This window comes from Psychrobacter faecalis, from assembly GCF_016107575.1.
Lineage (GTDB): Bacteria > Pseudomonadota > Gammaproteobacteria > Pseudomonadales > Moraxellaceae > Psychrobacter > Psychrobacter faecalis.
This window is the reverse complement of record NZ_JABAST010000027.1, coordinates 16,369-38,943: the sequence shown is the minus strand read 5'-3', so window position 1 is coordinate 38,943 and position 22,575 is coordinate 16,369. Positions and strand designations below refer to the sequence as shown.

Genomic DNA, 22,575 nt, shown 5'->3' with positions numbered 1-22,575 from the left:
TCAGAAGAGTGATCTATACCACCAATGCGATAGAGTCGCTAAACAGTGTGATTCGAACGGCGGTGAATAAGCGTAAGGTGTTCCCGTCTGATCAGGCAGCGTTTAAAGTGGTGTACTTAGCCACCCAGCAGGCATCCAAAAAGTGGTCGATGCCTATTCGTAACTGGACGTCTGCTCTGAATCGCTTTATGATTATGTTTGATGATCGTATTAGTAAGCATTTAATCTAAATGGCAGTTACACAGAATTCGGGATGGGCTCGAGAAATGTTATTCATTAGCAGCTCATTTACCATAACGTCTGTTATAGAAACAACATAATCTTGACTATTCCCTCTTATCTTACATAGCCGTATGAGCACGCACTAATGGCATTGTTTCACTAGCGTCTTCCGAAACTCCTAAATAGCTATCAATCGGACTCTTAGTACTCATCACACTCTCTAAATTTCATAATAATCTTCATTAAATACACGCCAATCTCAACTTATCGTAGGCTTTTGATTTTTATAGAATTTAAAATTCTAATTGTTTTAACTGAAATTTTAAAAACTAAGTAAACCAATACCTTAGAAAAATAAGTTGAGAGTGGGGTTAAATACTTGTTTATTAAACAAATTATAATTTTAGTTATTAATCAAATAAGAAGCCGAGAACCTTATTCTTATTTCACTATCAAATTAAACTAATGTAGATTAAGATAGTATCAGTATTGTTAGTTAGTGTTACCTACCTAAAACAAAACCTTTTCCGCATAAACAAGCTTTCTTACTCTATAAGAAAATTTATTAAGGATATCTAATGACACAAACAATTCAACTTGCCGTGCAAAAAGATAATGTCAACTTGATTAATCAAGCATTAAATAGCAATAAACCTACTAAAATAGCTGCTGAAGAAGGCATGAAAATTAGCCTAGTAGAAGCTAAAACAGGTCTACCAGCTAAAAAGCTAAAAGCTAAAAAAGTAGATGACGACTTACTAATTGCAGATGAAAATGGTGAAACGTTACTTACTATTGAGGATTACTATCTAACCGATAATATTCAGCTTGGTACAGTTGGTGATTCAGGCTTTGTTGAGTTTGATTATGTGAATTCTGAAACAGGTGTAACATCACAAATCGCTTCAGAAACCTCTTATACAACACTTGTGTCGGAAATGCTCAGCGATACTTCGTTCATTGGAGGTATTAGTAATGGTGTCTTATTAGGTTCACTCGGCGCGGCTGCATTAGGGATTGCGGCTCTAAGTAGTGGTTCGAGTGATGATTCACCAAAGACACCTGCTAATAAAATACCCGTCTCAAAAGACTCTATCATTACAGCGACTGAAGATACTATTGCTAAAGGCTTATTGGCGAAAGCCACTGACGTTGATGGCGACACCTTAACTTATGCGCTAGCTACTGCTGCTACTAACGGTAAGGTTGTTATCGGTAAAGACGGCAGCTACAGCTACACGCCAAACGCCAACTTCAATGGTAAAGACAGCTTCACCTATACCATCAATGACGGTCAAGGTGGTGTCATCACCCAAACCGCTACGGTTAACGTGGCAGCAGTGAATGATGCACCAGTATCAGCCAATACTACGATTGCAGCGACTGAAGATACTATTGCTAAAGGTTTATTGGCGAAAGCCACCGACGTTGATGGCGATAATCTAACTTATGCCATCGCTACTGGTGCGGCCAATGGTAAGGTTGTTATCGGTAAAGACGGCAGCTACAGCTACACGCCTAATGCCAACTTTAATGGTAAAGACAGTTTCACCTATACGGTCACTGATGGTACTGAAACCATTACTAAAACGGCTAATATCACTGTGGCCTCTGTTAATGATCTACCCGTCTCAAAAGACTCTATCATTACTGCCACAGAAGACACGATTGTCAGCGGCAAACTGGAAGCCGCCACTGACGTTGATGGCGACACCTTAACTTATGCCATCGCAACCAATGCGACCAATGGTAAGGTTGTTATCGGAAAAGACGGCAGCTACAGCTACACGCCGAATGCTAACTTTAATGGTAAAGACAGTTTCACCTATACCATCACTGATGGCAAAGGTGGTGTCATTACCCAGACCGCGACGGTTAATATCGCAGCAGTAAATGATGCACCGGTATCAGAGAACACTATCATTACAGCGACTGAAGATACTATTGCTAAAGGCTTATTAGCGAAAGCCACCGACGTTGATGGCGATGCACTTACGTATGCCATCGCCTCAGCGGCTAAAAACGGTACGGCAGTTGTCAATAAAGACGGCAGCTATAGTTACACCCCAAATGCCAACTTTAATGGTAAAGACAGCTTCACCTATACCGTCACTGATGGCACAGAAACCATTACTAAAACCGCCAACATCACAGTAGCTTCTGTCAATGATGTGCCCGTCTCAAAAGACACCATCATTGCGGCGACTGAAGACACCATTGTTAGTGGCAAACTAGAAGCGGCGACTGACGCTGATGGCGATGCCTTGACCTATGCCGTCGCTACTGGTGCTGCCAATGGTAAGGTTGTTATCGGTAAAGATGGCAGCTATACCTACACGCCAAACGCTGATTTTAATGGCAAAGACACTTTCACCTATACCATCAATGACGGTCAAGGTGGTGTCATCACCCAAACCGCTACGGTTAACGTGGCTAATGTCAATGATGCGCCAGTATCAGCCAATACTACGATTGCAGCGACTGAAGATACTATTGCTAAAGGCTTATTAGCGAAAGCCACCGACGTTGATGGCGATGCACTTACGTATGCGCTGGCCACTAATGCCGCCAACGGTAAAGTGATCATCGGTAAAGACGGCAGCTACAGCTACACGCCTAATGCCAACTTTAATGGCAAAGACAGTTTCACCTATACGGTCACTGATGGTACTGAAACCATTACTAAAACCGCCAACATCACAGTAGCTTCTGTCAATGATGTGCCCGTCTCAAAAGACACCATCATTGCGGCGACTGAAGACACCATTGTTAGCGGCAAACTGGAAGCCGCCACTGACGCTGATGGCGATGCCTTGACCTATGCCGTCGCTACTGGTGCTGCCAATGGTAAGGTTGTTATCGGTAAAGATGGCAGCTATACCTACACGCCAAACGCTGATTTTAATGGCAAAGACACTTTCACCTATACCATCAATGACGGTCAAGGTGGTGTCATCACCCAAACCGCTACGGTTAACGTGGCTAATGTCAATGATGCGCCAGTATCAGAAGATAGCATTATTGGTGTCGCTGAAAATATCGTCGATACAGGTGTGCTCGCCAAAGCCACCGATGTTGATGGTGATACGCTTACTTATACATTATTAACTGAGGCAGTTAATGGCACCGTGGTAGTCAATAAAGACGGTAGCTACAGCTATACGCCAAATACTGATTTTAAAGGTGAGGACAGCTTCACCTACACTGTTAGCGATGGTAATGGTGGCATCATTACTAAGACTGCCAATGTGAATGTCGCTCCATTTGACCAAAAATCTAACTTTGAGTTACAAGAAGTCTTTGAAACTAATGTTGTTAGTGAGCAGCAAGCAGTAGTGGAAAAACAGACGACTTCTTATATAAATGAGGTTATAGAATTTGAAATAACTGGTCAAAACGGGATGCCTCAGCTGCAGCTTACTAATGGCTCTAATGTTATTCAAGGGAACTATAGCTACACTCTTCAAGGTCCAGGAATCTCGTCTTCAAGCAAGGGTAGCATTTCATCAGTAGGATCAAATAGTTACTTGATTGATTTTAGTACAGGTACTTTGCCACCAGGTAAATACACTTTGGACTTATATGTCTATTCATCAGGGTCATCAATTGATTTTAATGTCACTGAATTTAAAGATATTGAATATACTGACTTTACCGGTTATCAAGAAGTCACAGGTAATATCTTCGCCGATGAAAGTGGCACTATCAGTACACCTCAGAATTATGAAATCCAAGTAGATGGACAGTCGCTTGTATTCCAAACAGGTAATCCGGCAGCGAGCCCAATTACTGTTGATACTGATAACGGTAAGCTTACCTTGGCAGCTGATGGTTCTTATACTTATCGTTCAGACCGTACCGATCTGGGTTTAGAGGCTCAAAAGCTGGCAGAAGATTTCTATGTGAAGGTTATTGATTTAGATACTAAGCAAGCTGGTCACTATGGGATCAATATCACCTCAGATGTGACGCCTCCAGAGCCTGGTGAGTTAGTATTCAATAGCTTTGAAGATACCGGTATATCTCAGGATGATGGTATCACCTCTGATCGCTCGTTTGATTTGACAGTGAAGGACAATGAAGCTGGTAGCCAAGTTGAGTATCAATACTCAACCGATAAAGGCATCACTTGGGAGGTTTTGGCAAACGGAATCGCATCTGACTTAATAGAGGGTGATTACAGCTTTAGAGCAAAAGTAACAGATGAAGCACTTAATGAAAGCTTTACTGCCGTAAAAGACATCACTATCGATACTACTGCTCCAATCTTAGGCGATATTTTAAATTTCAACACTGCTACTAATCAGTTAGAAGTTAATGCAGACATAGACCAAGACACGCTACAAGCCTTTAAATTAGAAAATGGTACTTTGGTTCCTATCGCTAATGCCACTAACATTCCGTTTGCAGAGGGTAACTATCAAATCCAAGCGTCCGATATTGCTGGGAACAGTACAACCTTAGATTTCGTTATGTCTAATGCTTCTGAATACTTTGAGTCTGCTGATATTATAGATATCGTTAAAGGTTCTGCTGGAAACGACTACATTTATGGCGGCAATGGCGATGATATATTAATCTCTAATGGTGGCAGTGATCATTTGTATGGTGAGGCAGGTAATGACACCTTAATTTTTGGTGGCAATTCCTCCTCTCGTTACAATGAATTTAATGGTGGAGCAGGAGATGACACTTACATTATAGATGCTAAAACCTTTTCAAATAATTCGTTGGTCCAGATTTTAGATACTGAAGGTTCTAATAGGTTGGATTTAAAAGGATTTGATCCGTCTGATATTGTTTTGACTCGAAAAGATTCAAGTCTAGAGATATCAAACTCAGGGGGTAAGATAACTTTGGGTAACCAGTTTGACACATGGGGTGTCGATAACATCTATTTTGATAATGGTGTCGTGTGGGATAGAGCTACTATAGAGGCAATGACGGGTCAAAAATGGGTCGGTACTGACGGGGATGATATTTTTACAGCTACTAGTGACTACTCTTTATTATATGGTGGTGATGGCAATGACACCTTAAAAGGCGGTGTAAACGACGATTATATTTACGGTGGCGGTGGTGATGATATATTAATCTCTAATGGTGGCAGTGATCATTTGTATGGTGAGGCAGGTAATGACACCTTAATTTTTGGTGGCAATTCCTCCTCTCGTTACAATGAATTTAATGGTGGAGCAGGAGATGACACTTACATTATAGATGCTAAAACCTTTTCAAATAATTCGTTGGTCCAGATTTTAGATACTGAAGGTTCTAATAGGTTGGATTTAAAAGGATTTGATCCGTCTGATATTGTTTTGACTCGAAAAGATTCAAGTCTAGAGATATCAAACTCAGGGGGTAAGATAACTTTGGGTAACCAGTTTGACACATGGGGTGTCGATAACATCTATTTTGATAATGGTGTCGTGTGGGATAGAGCATATATCGAGAGCATGGTAAATAATGGTAATAGTAATGCTCGCAGCATGATGTCATTCGATGAAGCGGAAGACTCTTCTGATGATGATAGCGAAAATGATTACTTTAGCGAGTCTATTGATCTAGTTAATGATACAGATACATATTATGATAGTAGCGCTAATCTATCTCTTAGCTTCGATAGCAGTGTCGGTCAAATGGAGACGCTCATCGACTCGCCACAAATACAGCTGCCTAGCATTAACGATTTACTTGATTTGAATAGTAATGAATTAATTTTTGAGCAAACAGATGTGGGCAATGCTACTCCATCTTCTGATAATAATGTGACATCAGTCTTTGAAGGAGCAACTGACAATACAGCTATGGCGGCAGACTTTACTATGATGCATGTTCAAGATATTAATGATATGCAAACAGAAGCTATGTTCCATATCATGTGATTTTGTGCGAGGCCAACTGTAATATATTAGTAAAAAGCAGGCGATGAATCATCGCCTGCTTTTTTTGTTTTGAGCATAAATATTTCGGACTAATAACCAGGGGTAATCATCCCTAAGAAATTGGGAGCTAAGATAAAAGAGAGCCATAACAATATTATTATTTTTTGGGTATATCCCAGCGGAACTATCTAAAAAGGCTCATTAATCAATTAATAGACTACTCATAGTAGACTGCTGTAGTGGAACCACTTAATGAGTACTGAGCATCTTCGGTCTTTCCTTGGCTACATCAGCGATCAGATGCCGTGAGCACTTGGTCATTTTTTGAATATCAGAATAGCTATGACCTGATTTGAGCAGACTAGCGATGATCTTGCGCTTTTCCGTATCTTTCCTACGTCCTGAATACTTACCTTCTGCCTTAGCACGAGCAATACCTTGCATCTGACGGTTACGGCGATCCTCATAGTCTTTTCGAGCAATGGCTGCGAGCATATCCAGCATCATCGAGTTAATGGCCTGCAATACACTGCTCATAAATTCTGTACTGCGTTCAGGTTGAAGCGCCATATATGAGGTCGGCAGCTCTTTTGATACGATAGAGAGCTTTTTCTCTGATAGCATTCTTTTGAGCGTATCCCAATCAGCTTGGTTCAAACGTGCCAAGCGATCAATCTGCTCAACTAAGATCACATCGCCCTTATGAGCATCTTCAATCAGCTGCATAAGCTTGGGTCGCACCAAGATAGCTCCTGATTCGTTTTCGACATAGAAGGCAGCAATTTTGTGGCCATGATCGTTGGCAAATGCTATGAGCTCGCTTTTAGCACGCTTAGCATCTTGTTCTTTGGTAGACGCTCGTAGATACGCTCTAATAAACATAAACACCTAAAATAGTCTGTTATAAGTGGTTCCATTATAGCAGTCTGTTTTAAGTGGTCTGTTAATAGGTTTGAAGGGTGAAATAGGTGGTTCCCTTAGGGTATACTACGTGCCTTTTTTCGAATATTGCTGAAATATTCATAATTGTTTGAGGTAATATAACCATGAAAAGAGTCAACGTGTTAGGTACATCAGGTTCAGGGAAATCTACGTTTGCCAAAGCTCTAGCAGATAAACTTAACTGTGCATATGTTGAAATGGACGGATTATTTTGGCTGGATGATTGGGAGCATGTTGATGATGAAACCTTTATCACACATATTGAAAAGGCGCTAGATAAGCCAGCGTTTGTATTAGATGGCAATTATAGTCGGACGATACCTATAAAATGGAAAGATATCGACACCGTCATTTGGCTGAACTATTCGTTTCCATTAGTGTTGTCTCGTGCTTTCAGGCGTGCCATATTTAGGACTATTAGTAGAAAGAAGCTGTGGGATACCAATAATGTAGAGAGCTTAACAAGACTGTTTTCCAAAAAATCTATTATTTGGTGGACGATCACAACGCATAAGAAAAATCGTAAAAAGGTTCGTCAGTTAATAAACAAACCTCAATACCAGCATATTAAATTTATTGAGCTTACTAAGCCCATTGAGGCTAAAACGTTTTTGAAAAGTTTATAACATTTACCTATAGAAAGCTGGCTGTTCGATACCTTTATAGCGCACCGATCACAGATAGAATATGTATTTTAGGTACACTACGAAGTACACTGTGACTATTTCCGTAAGTTGAAACCTTGATAACATTAACCTACAGCCGAAGGTTCAAGTCCTCACTAGGGAACCAAACCACTTAGAGCGTCTGATTGATTCACTATAGGTATAGCTTAGCCTGAAATATCTGTGCTAATTGGTGTCACGCCCTAAATCTAATTTCATAATCTCATCAAAAAGAAAGAGCATCCCCAATAAAAGCTGATCAAACTCAGAAGAGTAATCCCCATCATTAATTTTCAGCTTGGAAATGGTCTTTTCGTATTCGGTGCCTTTTCTATGCGCAACACCAGTTGATCTAACCGATTGAACTCCTCTCAGCAGACTGGATAGAGCGGATAAATTTTGAGATTCTAACCTTTCAAGAAGAACTTCCATTAATGATATAGATTTGATCGACTTATCTATTACTTCGAGGTGATCCCTAAGTGACTTAACATTTATCGAGTCTATAGTTGCTTTTGTAAGAGCAAGCACTTGCGCATCAAATTCTGATTGATCGTTGGTTAGCATTGATCGTATAGACTCATAAAAATGCTCATCTTTAATTGAAAGCGGTAAGAAAAGATACCACCCGTATTTTTTATTCCAATATTCCTGAATATCTCTAAATTTTTGCTTAAATCTGTGCTCTGGGTTTTCTGCATCGTAGAAATTGCCTAGAAAACTCCGCTCAAAATTTGTTCTACTTATTTTTCTTTCATCGGGTATTAAATTAAAGCTTTTCCAATAAACCTGCTCCTTGCTAGGTAGGTCCTGACCTAGATCACCTAAAAATACTGACACATGATTTGGTGAGTTATTGTCAAATCTCAATCTCCACGCGCCTGTTCTATCTAAATACCCATCTGTAATTTTATAGTCGGAAGAACTATAATATTTCTGCATAACTTCCTTTCGAAAAAATACAGGCGTTAAGTAGTGTGGAGAATCTGGATTGGCACCAAAATAATTAGCTAATTCATCAGGGTTACAAGAAAATATTTCAGGTTCATCAGTATCACCACCAATAATGAAATTCTGATATTCTTTCTCTTGCTCAAATGGCCATACGCCACACTTTTCCACTATCTCACATCTAATTAGTTTTTTTCCTAATATCCTAGAAAAAGATGTGTATCCATCCGAATAAGAGTCACCCGAATAGATCGTATATACAAGTGACTCATTCTTTATGTCATCAGAAAAGGCAACGCTTTCACGGTAGTGCCGAGTAAGCTCAAAATATAGGAGTAGGTTCATTTGACGGGCAGCCATAAAAGAGCGCAAGTATCGCCTTCGAATTTTTACTTCATTGCGCTCGACCTTTATTACTTCAACTTCGTCACCCACTTCGTCAAAACTAATAAATGAACCACTTTCATTATCATGGTATAAATTATGAAAAAGGCGGAACTCTTCAAGTATTTCAATGTAATCTTCTTTCCTACCGTGAAAGTCACGAACCAGAACTGGTCTCAAAAAGTCATCGTCTGGATCAGTGTAGTAAGTAGTAATTTCTTCACCATCCTCGTATGACATACTAAAACCTGGCCCTCCACTACCTACCATCAAATCCCAGCCAGGCCTTTCCATTGTATGTTCTGATTTTTCTTTCTTAACAAGTGCACAATACATTGTGCCATCATGGGCTGTATTGTTGATCGGCTCGCGCTTATAAACGGTGACCCAAAGTTCTTCGCCGTGCTTATTAGATAAAAAATCGATAAAGTCTTCAAAAAGGTTTTGTGACATATTTAAAAATCCTTCCTTGTTCTAAAGTAGCGTCTTATTAAGCATTTTATGGCCTCTTAGCCCAAGATGCATTTTCAAAATAGCCTAGCTCTTTTTGTATTTTATTTACTTGTTCTTCGAAATCATCATCCCATTCTGGAATGTCCACATAAACAATATCATGAGAATAACCATCCACTGACGGGCCTAGCTTATCTCTGGAAATACCAACTACAATTTTGACATCGGGAAGTCGACCTCTAACAACTAAGCACCTTAACCCTAGCTCTTGAACCCGAGCTTCTCGATCACTACTTGGCCCTAAATGGAATACAAATGCTGTGTTTTGGTGTGCCAGTACTACTCTTGCAGCAATTTTTAACTCTGGTTTTTGCAAAAATTCAGAAAAGGCATCAACTAGATTTGCTCGATGACTACGGGGCTGGAAAGCCATTTGGATAAGAGCGTGTTGGCTATCAGTGACCTGATTTGCGCCATATTCAAACATACCGTCTGTAAGAAGATCACCAATAAAGTGCTCTATTAGCTTATCCCAAAAATACGAATCCTTATATGACTCCTGCATAGATTTATAGTCATCAGAGTCTATGAATCCTTTAAAAACTGTATCGTCAATTATTAGCAGGTCAGCTTCTTTATAAGGGAATGAATAGTTGTTTAACAAATAAATTGCTAATAAATCTTCTATTCCTCCGCCGCTGAAAATTATAATAGCTTTTTTTATTAAACCCTCAACTTCGGTCAAAAAATTAACAAAATCTGTGATCGTATCCAGTAGACCAAAAATTGCTCCAAGACTGAACTCATCGCAGACATGCACGATACCATTTCCTAAATCACCTGACTGTGTTGGTATTTTACGCTGTGAGCCAAGTGATACTGATACTCGATGTACGATTCGATTTTCTTTTGGAGGCAATTCGACTTGTCGGCCATCGTGCCTAGTGAATTCAACTGAAGAATTCAACCATCTTTCAGCGCCCCATATTTGAGAAGCCGATTTATCTATTGCAGCCTTAGTCCACCTTTTAAAGCCTGCTTCATCCCCTGTATCTTTGTACTTAATATCTTTTACAGAAATGATGACGATGTGTTTACCACAGACAATTAAGCAATCGCAAAGCTCTTTTTCTTTTTTTCCAATCGGATTTGGATGAGTCCAAAGATTAAGAAAAGCTCTCTCACATATAGAGTTCACAAATTTTTCTGATTCAGTCAATCCTTCGGACATATCATTTTCTCTGCTTGATAACTAAAGTTCATGTTTTCAGCTGTTTCGGAACGAGTGGAACTAGTTCAACAATGACCAGATTAAGTCTTCACCTAGCCAACTATCCGTAATAATAACTGCTGCTGAATTTCTCTTAAAAATGGTATCTTTAAAAGCGTCAATGACGTTGATTTCGAGTCCTCATTAGTGGAACCGAACTAATGAAAGAGCCCGATCGGTTAACCATAGGTATAGATTATTCTAATGTAACCTTGTTAATTGATGACACGCCTTAGTAGGTATGCATTAGAGTGACTAGACAGAATTTTTATTTATTATATTTTTATAGTATTTTTACATTGATCGCCAGAAATACCAAAACCGCTACAACCCCAGAATTTACCATACTTACCATCACGCATTTTCATAGGGCGACCGCATTTATTACAGATTTTTGCTGAGTTATCGCACTCTATATTATTGCATCTACTCTCATTTTCTCTGTCAACAGAGGGTGCACCACACTCTTTACATACGCGTGCTTTACCTACCTTACAGCCTTTACCAGAGCTACAGCCGTAAAAATCACCATATCTGCCTTTTATTAGACGTAAATAGCCATCTGCACAGTTAGGGCATTTGAATATTTTCCTATTATGCTCTTGAAATTCTTGAGATACGATATTGATATCGTATTTAGGTTTAAGTAATTCACTGACAAACTCTGATGGTGAAGTCGGATTTGCAATAATATAAGATTTCTTTTTACAACGTGTGATACCTACATACAGCAAACGTCGTTCTTCAGAATGAGGATACGGATCTAATGTTGGAAGTAGCGCTTCAGGGATAGCATCTTCACGATTCCCGTTAGGAAAGCCACTCTTTCCTTGGAAAAAACCAATTAAGATGCAGTAGTCTGCTTCTAACCCTTTTGACTTATGAAAGCTCCAAAAATTAATACCTTTCGAATCTTTTTTCCCCAAAAAGTCACGCGATTCTTTGAGCAGATAGTTATACCTTGCAATGACGGCTATTGAACCGTTAGGGTCGCTCTCTCTAATTTCATTGACCACCTCATGCACTCTACTGTATAAACCGTTTTCCTTGCTAGAGTCATCATCTAACAAATAGACTTGTGGCTCATTTACTACTTCATGCGTTTGAATATGTTTTTTATATTGCTCAGGATTCTCCATAACAAATTTGCCTGCAGTATCAGCAATGCTATTGTTATAGCGAAAAGTCTTTTGAAGCATAGTTAGGCTATGAGGCCCTACCAATTCATTGAATCTAGTAGTCAGCTCAAGTTTACCTCCTGCAAATCTATAAATAGACTGCCAGTCGTCACCAACCACTGTCAACGAAGGATCAGGGCCCTTTGCAATAATACTGTTTATAAAATCCATGCGAGAAGCTGATATGTCTTGGAATTCATCAACTAAAATATATTTCCATTTAGGTTTGTATTTATTGTTATTTATAACCTCAATAGCACGAATGATCATATCGTCAAAATCGATAGAGTTATTCGCTGCAAGCTCCTCAACATACGCCTCATGTAAATCATTCAAAATGCGTGTTTTTTGTTTTGGCTGAGATATCTTAGCTTTTTTTAGCCGATCAAATATGTCATTTTCATTTAGCCTTTCAAACCGAATGGCCTGTAACGACTTAACCAGCATCTTGCTCCAAGTAGCAACCTGCTTACCATCAGACAGTTCTACAAGTAGCTCATTTAAGGTTTCATCTAGAGCTTTTTTATTTGGAATCACTCCAACAGCTGCTAACCGCTCTTCAAGCCTCTCTTCTAACGCGTCCTCAACCCAGTCATAATGAAAGGTCTCTACTAAGATGGTGCTGCACTCATCGTGCAATTTACGTTTGCTTTTTATTGACTCGTTATAGTCTTTTTTATTGATATCAGAGCGCGTATTTCCCTGTCTATCAATACCAAAGTGTTCGATATAAATATTAGAGTTAGCAATATGAAAATCAGGTTGATAGTCATAACCTACATCAATTCGCCGCTTGCTCACATAAGGCGCTTCGTACTCATAAGGTATTTTATGCAAAGCCAACCAATTAGCTATTTTCAGTTCTTGATAACCCTTTACCAGCTCACCTTTAAGGGTTCTATATTCATTGTCTCTAATGTGGTTCTCATACTCAGCTTGAGTGCTAAAGTCGAAAGGATTTACAGCTTCTGGAAACAAAGAGATGAAACTAAGCAATCGTTTTGGATTCTGTCTCAAATAACTTATTACCCAGTTTGTCACCCACATATCTAATTTTAAGCTGTCTTCAGTCAAAACACTCATATAGGTAGGAATGCCAGACTCTCTTAAAATGCCACGACCCAATGCATGAAAGGTTGAAATTTGGGGGTGTTCCATTAGCTCTATACCCGCATTATTTGCCTTATCAGCTAAGCGTTGTTTTAACTCTTCAGCCGCAGATTTATTATAGGCTAGTATTAATATTTCAGATGGTACGACAAGGCCACGATCAATAAGATCTAGAGCTTTAGCAACCATAACGGATGTTTTTCCTGTACCAGCTGCCGCAAGTACCATGTTTTTATCATTGGAGCGCAGTACGCCAAGCCGTTGCTCATGGGTTAGAGGGTTGGACTCTACGTTATCAAAAAATGATCTTCTTTGTTCTAAATTGAAGGTTTCATGATAGGCGCCTAATCCTTCTTGTGTAAGAGGATGTTGGTCGCAAATAGTCTGAATATCATTATGCAAATTAGGATTGTTGAAATAGTGCCAAGGCGTATTTGTGTCTTTGTAAAAGGGTAATAACTCACTCGCTATAGATTTGATTTGTTCTACTCGAGACCCTCGAGGATAGAGAGTCAGCACTTGGGCGTTAAAAAGGTCGATTGAGTCTATAAGGCGAGGCTGTATGCCATGGGCAATTTTTTTGTTGGCAGATTCTACAAATGCTACGACATCTGTTTTGGATAAAAACTTGTGTCCCTTAAAGTCTTTTCCGTCAAAGACGTATAGCGTTGCACCAAAAATACCGCCTTCTAAATAGACGAATTTTTGAGCCTCAGAGAACGATATAAGCTCTTTCGCGCGTCCTTTAGCTTCTAAAGACAGACCTTGTTCTGTCAGCATTAAACTCTTATTACCAAAAAACCTACCTAAAAGATTGAAATTTAGCTGCTTAACAGTAATGATATCTGTCATTTTTATACCTAAAAATTATTGTGTATGGTTATTTATTTTTTAAAATATATATTTAATAATTAAACACGAAACTGTATTTAAATTACATCATCAGTAGTGAGCTCTATGTCTGTAATCGTACAGGTTTTAGAACTCTAATATTCAGAGTTTTTCCAGAACCATTAGGGCTGATTAAATAAGTTATCTTATCAAGTTGTATCTCTGTTGTTTCTTTACCGAAGGGTTGAAAATTAGATAAGCGCATTTTTTTTAGAATTATAGTGATCTTATATTTCTCTATAACATTAGCAAGCAAACTAAAATTTCTAGTGTTTAAAATATTCTTTTTAAAGTATTTAGCCAATATAAGCTAATTGAAAAAACTAAACAATATTTTATAAAATCAATTACAGGAAATGATTGTATGTTCAGAGCTTTACATATTTTTTTATCGATATGATAGAACACAATTTGCAAAGGATACACTGAGTGGATATTTTTATATAGTATATATTATATATATAAAAACTATTTATCATCATAAACCCCAATGTATATAGCTTACATTTTATTTATACACTATCTACTAGATATAACGCATAGGTGGCTTATAATTCTCGAAAATAGACTGATTAAGCACTACGCTTTTTACATAGAAGAAAATAATCAACATAAAAAAACCAGACAGCCTAGGCCATCTGGTTATCAAATACTCTTAAATATCTATCTACTAACCGTAAGCTGTCCCCCAGAAAAACTGATGCATCCATCACAAAACCAAGATTTATGTTGTCTTGCATGGGGGATATCTGCTGGCACATCGAGTTGATAAGGACGACCGCAATACTCGCAATGTATATCACCCAAATAAACCTGGCATTTTGCAAGCGTAGCAAACAACTCATCAGACCTTATATTGTAATCGTAGCAAAGTATCTTTAGATGAGCGATATAGTCATTGGGTGATACGTATGACCAATACTGATAGCACAAACGCTTTGCTACATCATCTAGGCTTGAGTCGAACACAAAGTTAACACTCATGATATTCTCCTCGTTAGTAGCCATAACCAGACGGCGGTAGTAGCTCGTAAATCTCGCTTTGTAGTTGAACATACATATCATCAACCAAATATCCAAGACTCGCATCCAAGCGCTTCTGTACCCATATACGTATTGCCATATGGTTATCAAAGCAAGGCTTGATTTCTAAAAAGCGTGCTAGATTATAACCAGGTTGAATACACAAATCATAAATCAACATATTAGCGATAGTATTGGCACCCTCACTGACATAACCATTAGGCTTAAACTCGGCAAATAGCTTGTCATAATCAATAATTTTCATTTTGACGTCTCCTTGTCAGTAGATGCTTGAGTAATCTGGCTTCGATTTACGAGCGCCTCAAAAGCGCTGCCATCCTGTCGTGTCATATTTGGCACATAGCGACTATAAGTATTGAATAACATCTTAGTTGTCGAATGGCCCATTTGACTGGCTATCCACTCAGGACTCTCACCTGCCGCTAACCATAAAGTCGCTGCAGTATGGCGTGTTTGATAGGCGTTGCGCTTCTTCAACCGTAAAACTTTAAGTGTGGGATGCCAAATACGCTTATTCACATTGTTATAATCCAATGGCTCACCCGTATGTGAGCAAAACACATAATCCGAACGCCTATAAGAGATTTCTTGCTGCTCTTTAAGCGCATCATAGACCCATGGAGACATCTGAATAGCACGATAAGACTCCTGTGTTTTAGGAGGGACAATCTTGCCTTTGACTAACGCCTGCTTAATGACAATCTCACGACGATTGAAATCAACGTTATCCCATGTCAGCCCATCAATCTCACTGGTACGCATACCTGTAAAAAACCGCACCAGATAATAATGGCGATAATCTTCTCTCACGCCATTAATAAACGTCCAAACCTCCTCTAACGTGAGAGGCTGAATATCAGTTTTAGGCTGTTTGAGTGCCTTGATATCATAATAAGGGTTATCAAACTTATAGCGTTTAGCGGCTTCTTTTAGTATCATACCCAAAGGTACCATTATCGAATTGATGCGTGCCGCTGACAGATGTTTGTTAGCTTTTCCGTACGTTACTTTGGCGAGCGATGAACGGAAGGCTAATACATCTGTCTTTTTTATGACATGAATGGCTTTAGTACCAAACTCAGGAAGCAAATACATATCAATAATCTCCTGTATTTTGCGCTTGTAAGTATCGCGCCACTCAATTTCCTTTTCAGAAAACCACAGTGTTGCGAACTGCTTGAAGGAAGGAACGTTAGTATTAATGCATTCCTTACGATCGTTTAAAGCTACCATTTCTGCAGCCTTATCACTTTTCGGAAAGTATTTAGCATAATTAAAAATACCTAACCTAATTTCGGCTTCCATATTCAAAATAATACTTTCAAGCTTTTTACGATTTGCCGGAGTATCTATCAGGTTTGTCGTCTCCCGACAGCGTTTGCCCATATAATAAAAATCAACAAATAGCATGTTGCTACCTTTACGTGCTCTAATGCTAGCCATCATATTTCTCCTTATTGCAGTGCCATGGCGTTGATGCTACCGGTGATACCAGTGCGCATGTCTTTTTCAATTTCTTCCCAAACGTATAAAATCTTGCGACCACCAAAAGGACGTATGTAATGAATGCCTTCAATAAGTACGCTATCCTTAAGCTCATTACGGATCGTGCGCGGATTGTATTTGATACGCTCAGAAAGCTCTTGGGTTGTCAGGTAAGTGTGTGACATAATACATTCCTTATATAAAGTTTAATTATAATGGTACTTTTGAACACCATAGTTGTAATTTAACATATTTTTATAACTATGCAAGTACTTTTTACAACTAAGATTGGAGTTTTGATGTGATAGTTAATCATTTACCGACTTTGTTAGCCGAAAGAAGACTAAAGGTAGCGGATGCCGTACGCGCGACAGGAATCAGCAAAACGACGTTACATAAAATATATAACGACCAATCATCAAGAATTGATTTTGATACTATCGATAAGCTGTGTGAATTCTTAGAAGTTGGGGTTGGAGATATCTTTGAATATGTTGCTAGTGCCGATATGGAGAATGCACAAACGCTAGAACCTAAGAAAAGTTAGCAATAAGCTCGAGCTGTATAGTTAACTGCAGATTTAGATACGATTTGGCATATGTGTTAGACATTAAAAAGCCCAAATCACGTGATGATTTGGGCTTTCGCTAATACCGGCTTTTGAAGCATGTAAAATGCAAACATTGAGAGTACTTAAGGTTGAGGTCAAAAAGCTCCATTATTTAACGAGCCAAAAATACGTTAGGCACGCCTTGGGCACATTTTAGGCACACAGGATTTTTAATAGAGTTTACTTGCGAATAGAAAAACAGAGTTTTTAACTAATGTATAATTTCGATTTGCGCTACAGCCTTTATATTACAAGCATAAAAAAAGCCCCAATCATAAAGATTGGGGCTTTCGAATCTGGTAGGCGTAATCGGATTCGAACCAACGACCTCTACCATGTCAAGGTAGCGCTCTAACCAACTGAGCTATACGCCTATTTAGGACATGCATTTTAGCAAGTTTTTAAAACTTTGCAAGCCTTTTCTATCACAATATTAGGTTATTATTAGAATAGCTAATTTTACGCTTTATAATGAAACACTTAAGAGAATTAGAGTACTCTAAATAGTTTCCACTATCTAAGACAGACAATACCTTATAGACTTTCAATATTATAAAAATACAACTTTTTAATCGAGATCATCAGATGACCTTACGCATTCATACCTTATTTCACACAGATTACGAAGACCTCAGCTTTATTAAGCATTGGGCAATTAATCATCAACACACTATTACCTACACGCGTTCTTATAATAAAGACACCTTGCCAGCGCTTGACAGTTTTGACTGGTTAATTGTGATGGGCGGGCCGATGAGTGTCCACGATGAGGACAACCATCCTTGGTTAATTGAAGAAAAACGTCTGATTAAACAAAGTATGGATAGCGGAAAGACAGTGATAGGTGTATGTTTAGGGGCGCAGCTTATTGCGCACTGCTTGGGGGCGAGCGTAAAGCCGGCAGGCGTAAAAGAAATCGGCTGGTTACCCATTCAGTTGACTAAAGACGCTCAGGCGCATCCTTTACTACAGGACTTACCAAAGCAGCCGTTTACGGTCTTTCATTGGCATGGCGATGGGTTTGAATATCCACAAGGAGCGATTCCGTTAGCGACATCAGCAGCATGGCCTAATCAAGGCTTTCTTTATCAAACGCCGCAGCAAAAAGCGCTTGCCACTTGGGTCATGGCTTGGCAGTGTCATTTTGAAGTCACCAAAGAAAGCATCGTTAAGATGGTAGCAAATGGCGACAATGCCATTCAAAAAGGACTAATTAACTATCCTAAAACCGTACAATCACCTACTGAGATAATAACGCTTGGCGATAAATATATTGCCGATAACAATGCGCGCTTAGCAGCCATGCTCAATCGTATGACAAAGACGGCGGACATTTAAACCTAATCTTTCAATCCTAAAAAAACTTAACGGTTTATCTACTTTTTACCCCTTTTAGCCGCAAGCCCACCCTTTATCGAGTCTGCTGGTTTGATGCCGCCATTTTTACCCCGCCATAGGTAACCAACACGACACCAAGCGCTATCAAGGATGCACCCAAAAACAACCCTTCTGGCGGACTTTCTCCCTGCAAAAAGATAGCGACAGGCACACCGACGACCGCCCCAACCGAACCTAATAAGCTTAGTAATACTGGGCCGCCCGTTTTTTGCAGTAAAAATAACAGTAAAAACTGACCAGCGAAAACGAACGCCTGCACTGCAATCAACCCTAACGGCAACATCTCAGCTAGCGGAACGGCAAGAGAATAATTAGGTAAAATGCTAAACAAACCAAGTAGCACGGATGCGGCTATCAGCATACCCGGTGCCAGCGCGCTCGGAGAGAGATTATCAGGCCAATATAAGGTGCGATAAATATTACCAATTGCCAATAAGACCGGACCACAAAGCGCTAGCCCAATCCAAAACACACTGGCATCGGGCGCAGCGAATTTACGGGCGGCGAGCACCCCGGCGCCGACAAGTGCCGCGACCACGCCAAGCGCGCGCAGCTTGTTAAAGCGCTCTATTCTTAGAATGATAGCGGCGAGATACGTCAATAGCGGCGGCAGAGAAATAATCAAGGCGACAAAACTGGCGCCGACATGCGGAATAGCGGAGAAGAAAATGAGATTGGAGCCTGCCACACTCACCAACGCCGCAACCAAATAATAGCTCAGGGTTGATTTACTTAACGGCGGCAGCTCGCGGCGTAACAACGCATAACTAAATAAAATAAACGCCGCACCCGTAATAGACCAAAACAGAAATGCCAGCGGCGTCAGACCGACCTCGCCTGCAAATTTGGCTAGATTGGTAGAAATACCGATCAATCCGCCACCCGCGATGAGACACAGCACAGGAATGAGCCATGCTTTTTTATTTTTATCTTTAGCCATGGACTGCGGCGCTGACTGACTCATAGACTACCTTACTCTTAAAACAGCGGCTTTATTCATCGCCATTAGCCCTATTACTATTTTATTGACTTAGCATTATTGTTAGTTTTTATTTCATCACGATAGATTGCGCTCGCGCCAATGCAACCATAAACGAGTATCAAGCTCATATTGATGATAGTTTGGCTCCATATGACAGCAAAGCTGATAAAAAGCCTTGTTATGCTCTTGCTCCTTAAAATGCGCCAACTCATGCACCACTATCATACGCAAAAACTCGGGCGGCGCTTCTTTAAATAGGCTGGCTACCGTGATGCTATTATGTGATTTCAGCTTGCTGCCTTGCACGCGCGATTGGTAGGTATGAATGCCAAGTGCCTGGTTGAGCACCGCAAGTTTACTGTTATAAGACACCTGCGACAGCGGACTGCTCTTACGCATATACTGATTTTTAATGTCATTACTATATTGATATAGCGCTTTATCGCTTTGTACTTGATGACGGTTTGGATATTTTTTATCCAAATACTCACCCAGTCTGCCCGTGCTAATCAGCGTCGCCGCTTGGCTTTGAATTTGCTCAGAGTAATGCGCGATATATTTTAATGTGGTCAATGTGTTTGTCCTTGACGTCTTAATGTTTAACGATTACTAATGCCTGTTTACTTAATGTGCCACCGAATTAGACAATAAATTCATCACCACTACCCCACCAACAATCATCGCAATGCCGATAATCGCTGCGGTATCAAGCGTTTGCTTAAAAAAGAACAGTCCTACCAGTGAAGTCAATACGATACCAAGCCCGCCCCATAAGGCATAAGCAATACCGATAGGGATGGTTTTTATGGTTTGGGTTAATAAGTAGAACGAAATAGCATAAAGCACCGCCATAATAAGCGTGGGCACAAAGCGCGTAAACTGCTCTGACTTGACCAAAAAGGTAGTGCCAATAACTTCGCAGACAATAGCGATGGCAAGGTAACCGTAAGCAATCATGGTTGGACTCATATGTAGGGCACCTATATTGGTAGAAAGTATTGAATTAGAAACAGTCAGTTAAACAAAATGATAAAAAATCTGGGCTGACTATTTTATAGGTTTATATGGGTGCGTGAAATAGAGATTTTAAGGGTTAAAGTAATATAAGGTTTTTCTTTATTTTCAAATAGATAGTCTTATCAAACTAAGAAATAAAGTAAGTTATTATAATATTAAGAAAAATTAATTTTTATACATATTTTAGCAGCAGCAATCATCGTCACCGTCAATAAAGTCGCCCCATTAACAAGAAACACCCACAATTTTATCCTATTTATAATTATATTTATTATTTATCGCCTAATAAGGTTGACAGCCCAGAACTACTTGGCTAAAATGTGCCCCACATAACGCAAACAAGATAAGCAATCGCACCTACCAAAGGCTTTGTAAAACTTGTTTAATCAACCGTTATCACAACTTATTCTCCAATAGCTCAGTTGGTAGAGCAACGGACTGTTAATCCGTGTGTCCCTGGTTCGAGCCCAGGTTGGAGAGCCATATTCTAAAAGACCTTCATCAACTATTTGATGGAGGTTTTTTTATGGTCGCTATTTAATCCTTAATAGCTTACCTTATTCACCAATACAATATTCATACGGCGACGGTGTTCTTTTAGCGATTTTTATTGTATGGTAAGAAGAGCTGTGACCAAATTCGTTTTTGTCTGAGTGTTTTATTCCTACTCACTAAAAGTAATGGTTTATTATGATACCTGTTCGTATAAAAAATAAATTCTCTGATCATCCGCAAAAAATCACGCGTCCGATCAGTATTCGCCTGTCTGAAGAAATGATTAGGTTATTAGAGTCTACCTCAGCAGAGCTGGGCTTTAAACGTATCCAAGGTCTGATTCGTCTTTATATCCGTCAAGGATTGGATCGCGATCATCAAGATTATACCTTGGCGCATGATGAAGTGTTTATTGAAAGCTTACGTAAGCGCGGGGTCAGCCAACGTATCATTGATGAGGCGATTGTGGTCACGCATAATAATACCACCACCCACCCGCTGTCTGAGCTGCAGGATAAAGAGTAGCATTTGGCTTATCATACATACAAAAAAAGACTAAGTTTGCTTAACGGCGCTTGGTCTTTTTTTTGCTATTTAATTTGAACTTGCTACGTAAAATATGCCCTTCTCAATGCGCTTAATAACATCGAATACCCATTAGCGATAAACAAACATACAAAATTATCATAAGCGCTATATTGATAAGCGCTATATTGGTATAAAAGTTATTCGCATTGATATGGGTTGAGAAGGAGGCATATGATGATTGGTTTATATAAACACGCAGGCCGTGCACGCTATATAAAAAAGGCCATGTTATTGGCATTTACTGTAGCGATGTTGCCAGTTATCAATGGTTGCATGCAGCCGCCAGCAGATCCAAGCAGGCAGACCATACCAACCAACTCTGACCAATGGCAAAAGAAGCTTGGCGATACGTTTGAGCGGTTGCCTGAGGCTGACAGACAGCTCTTGAGCCGCTATATGCTACGTATGAAGCTCAGCGGCGCGTATGAGTCCGGAGCGATGCCACGTATCACCATCAAGCAAGCCCTTATCCAGCAGCGTGAATATGAGCGCTTGCATCCAAATAATCCTACTGGCAAAAAAAGCCCGATTGTCACCAGTCCGCAAGTGCATACTGCCAAAGCACAAAATTACCCTGTCGCTTTACTCCCCGTAAAAACCAGCGATAGCGATAGTCTAAACCAAGTAAAACTACAGTTTATGCTGTCAAACCACGGTAAGGTAGCGATTAAAAGCTTTAAGGGTAAGCTCACCATGCAAGAGGCCAATTTGACCAAAAGTAAAAGCTTTAATGTACCGTTGACCCAGTTCCAGCCACCAATCGAACCTGAACAGTCTGGCAAAATCATCATCGAAAGCAGTATTGAAGATATCAATGTCATGCGCGCGATTAAAAATCATACGGACATACACATTGAGATTAGCGAAGGCACACTGGTATTAATGGATGGGCAAGAAGTAGAGTTTGAGCAAACGCTGGCGAAATAATAGAGAGTTCATATAGTCCATTCAAAACAAAATCGATAGGGGCATAACTATGTGCGACTGGTATAAATTTTCCTTGCT

At 39.7% G+C, this 22,575-nt stretch carries 17 protein-coding genes and 2 tRNA genes; 8 read left to right on the top strand and 11 right to left on the bottom strand.

The annotated features are described in order from the left end of the window. Window positions 1-230, top strand: a 230-nt coding sequence (locus JFC07_RS09255) for a transposase (RefSeq protein WP_192529735.1), incomplete at its 5' end; no start/stop codon positions are given. A gap of 570 nt (window positions 231-800) precedes the next feature. Next, on the top strand, window positions 801-6,107 hold the full coding sequence (locus tag JFC07_RS09250) for a tandem-95 repeat protein (protein ID WP_198328904.1): 5,307 nt from the start codon (window positions 801-803) through the stop codon (window positions 6,105-6,107). 249 nt (window positions 6,108-6,356) lie between these two features. Here the strand turns inward: JFC07_RS09250 and JFC07_RS09245 are convergent, their stop codons facing one another. Next, window positions 6,357-6,989 (bottom strand): recombinase family protein, encoded by a 633-nt coding sequence (locus JFC07_RS09245; protein WP_198328903.1) that lies wholly within the window; start codon window positions 6,987-6,989, stop codon window positions 6,357-6,359. Between the two features lie 164 nt (window positions 6,990-7,153). On the opposite strand from JFC07_RS09245, the gene JFC07_RS09240 reads away from it, so the two are divergent. After that, window positions 7,154-7,675 (top strand): P-loop NTPase family protein, encoded by a 522-nt coding sequence (locus JFC07_RS09240; protein WP_181717135.1) that lies wholly within the window; start codon window positions 7,154-7,156, stop codon window positions 7,673-7,675. Between the two features lie 225 nt (window positions 7,676-7,900). Here the strand turns inward: JFC07_RS09240 and JFC07_RS09235 are convergent, their stop codons facing one another. From JFC07_RS09235 to JFC07_RS09210, 6 genes are all read right to left on the bottom strand, one after another. Continuing rightward, window positions 7,901-9,502 (bottom strand): hypothetical protein, encoded by a 1,602-nt coding sequence (locus JFC07_RS09235; protein ID WP_198328902.1) that lies wholly within the window; start codon window positions 9,500-9,502, stop codon window positions 7,901-7,903. 46 nt (window positions 9,503-9,548) lie between these two features. Further along, entirely contained in the window at window positions 9,549-10,733 is a 1,185-nt protein-coding gene (locus JFC07_RS09230; RefSeq protein WP_198328901.1) for a hypothetical protein, read from the bottom strand. A 314-nt stretch (window positions 10,734-11,047) separates the two neighbouring features. Beyond that, window positions 11,048-13,912: a UvrD-helicase domain-containing protein gene (locus JFC07_RS09225; RefSeq protein WP_198328900.1), complete on the bottom strand. Its 2,865-nt coding sequence runs from the start codon at window positions 13,910-13,912 to the stop codon at window positions 11,048-11,050. Window positions 13,913-14,948: 1,036 nt separating this feature from the next. Then, window positions 14,949-15,239 (bottom strand): hypothetical protein, encoded by a 291-nt coding sequence (locus JFC07_RS09220; protein ID WP_198328899.1) that lies wholly within the window; start codon window positions 15,237-15,239, stop codon window positions 14,949-14,951. Next, window positions 15,236-16,438, bottom strand: a complete 1,203-nt coding sequence (locus JFC07_RS09215; protein ID WP_198328907.1) for a site-specific integrase — start codon at window positions 16,436-16,438, stop codon at window positions 15,236-15,238. The genes JFC07_RS09220 and JFC07_RS09215 overlap by 4 nt, the downstream gene beginning before the upstream one ends. 11 nt (window positions 16,439-16,449) lie before the next feature. Beyond that, on the bottom strand, window positions 16,450-16,665 hold the full coding sequence (locus JFC07_RS09210; protein WP_011959964.1) for a hypothetical protein: 216 nt from the start codon (window positions 16,663-16,665) through the stop codon (window positions 16,450-16,452). Between the two features lie 116 nt (window positions 16,666-16,781). Between JFC07_RS09210 and JFC07_RS09205 the strand changes: the two genes are divergently transcribed. After that, window positions 16,782-17,027 (top strand): helix-turn-helix domain-containing protein, encoded by a 246-nt coding sequence (locus JFC07_RS09205; protein WP_068408359.1) that lies wholly within the window; start codon window positions 16,782-16,784, stop codon window positions 17,025-17,027. Window positions 17,028-17,387: 360 nt separating this feature from the next. Here JFC07_RS09205 and JFC07_RS09200 read toward each other — a convergent pair. Then, a tRNA-Val gene (locus JFC07_RS09200) sits at window positions 17,388-17,464 on the bottom strand. A 211-nt stretch (window positions 17,465-17,675) separates the two neighbouring features. Here JFC07_RS09200 and JFC07_RS09195 point away from each other — a divergent pair. Continuing rightward, complete coding sequence (locus tag JFC07_RS09195; protein WP_198328898.1) at window positions 17,676-18,428, top strand: type 1 glutamine amidotransferase; 753 nt, start codon at window positions 17,676-17,678, stop codon at window positions 18,426-18,428. Window positions 18,429-18,501: 73 nt separating this feature from the next. On the opposite strand, the gene JFC07_RS09190 is transcribed toward JFC07_RS09195, so the two are convergent. From JFC07_RS09190 to JFC07_RS09180, 3 genes are all read right to left on the bottom strand, one after another. Then, window positions 18,502-19,452, bottom strand: a complete 951-nt coding sequence (locus JFC07_RS09190) for a DMT family transporter (RefSeq protein ID WP_227678317.1) — start codon at window positions 19,450-19,452, stop codon at window positions 18,502-18,504. 93 nt (window positions 19,453-19,545) lie between these two features. Then, on the bottom strand, window positions 19,546-20,043 hold the full coding sequence (locus JFC07_RS09185; RefSeq protein ID WP_198328897.1) for a M48 metallopeptidase family protein: 498 nt from the start codon (window positions 20,041-20,043) through the stop codon (window positions 19,546-19,548). A 51-nt stretch (window positions 20,044-20,094) separates the two neighbouring features. Further along, entirely contained in the window at window positions 20,095-20,439 is a 345-nt protein-coding gene (locus tag JFC07_RS09180; protein ID WP_082894398.1) for a DMT family transporter, read from the bottom strand. 455 nt (window positions 20,440-20,894) lie between these two features. On the opposite strand from JFC07_RS09180, the gene JFC07_RS09175 reads away from it, so the two are divergent. From JFC07_RS09175 to JFC07_RS09165, 3 genes are all read left to right on the top strand, one after another. After that, window positions 20,895-20,970 (top strand) — tRNA-Asn (locus JFC07_RS09175). Window positions 20,971-21,177: 207 nt separating this feature from the next. Beyond that, complete coding sequence (locus JFC07_RS09170; RefSeq protein ID WP_068408103.1) at window positions 21,178-21,507, top strand: CopG family transcriptional regulator; 330 nt, start codon at window positions 21,178-21,180, stop codon at window positions 21,505-21,507. 234 nt (window positions 21,508-21,741) lie between these two features. After that, window positions 21,742-22,497, top strand: coding sequence for a hypothetical protein (locus tag JFC07_RS09165; RefSeq protein ID WP_227678318.1), 756 nt, complete (start codon window positions 21,742-21,744; stop codon window positions 22,495-22,497). The last annotated feature ends 78 nt before the right edge of the window (window positions 22,498-22,575 follow it).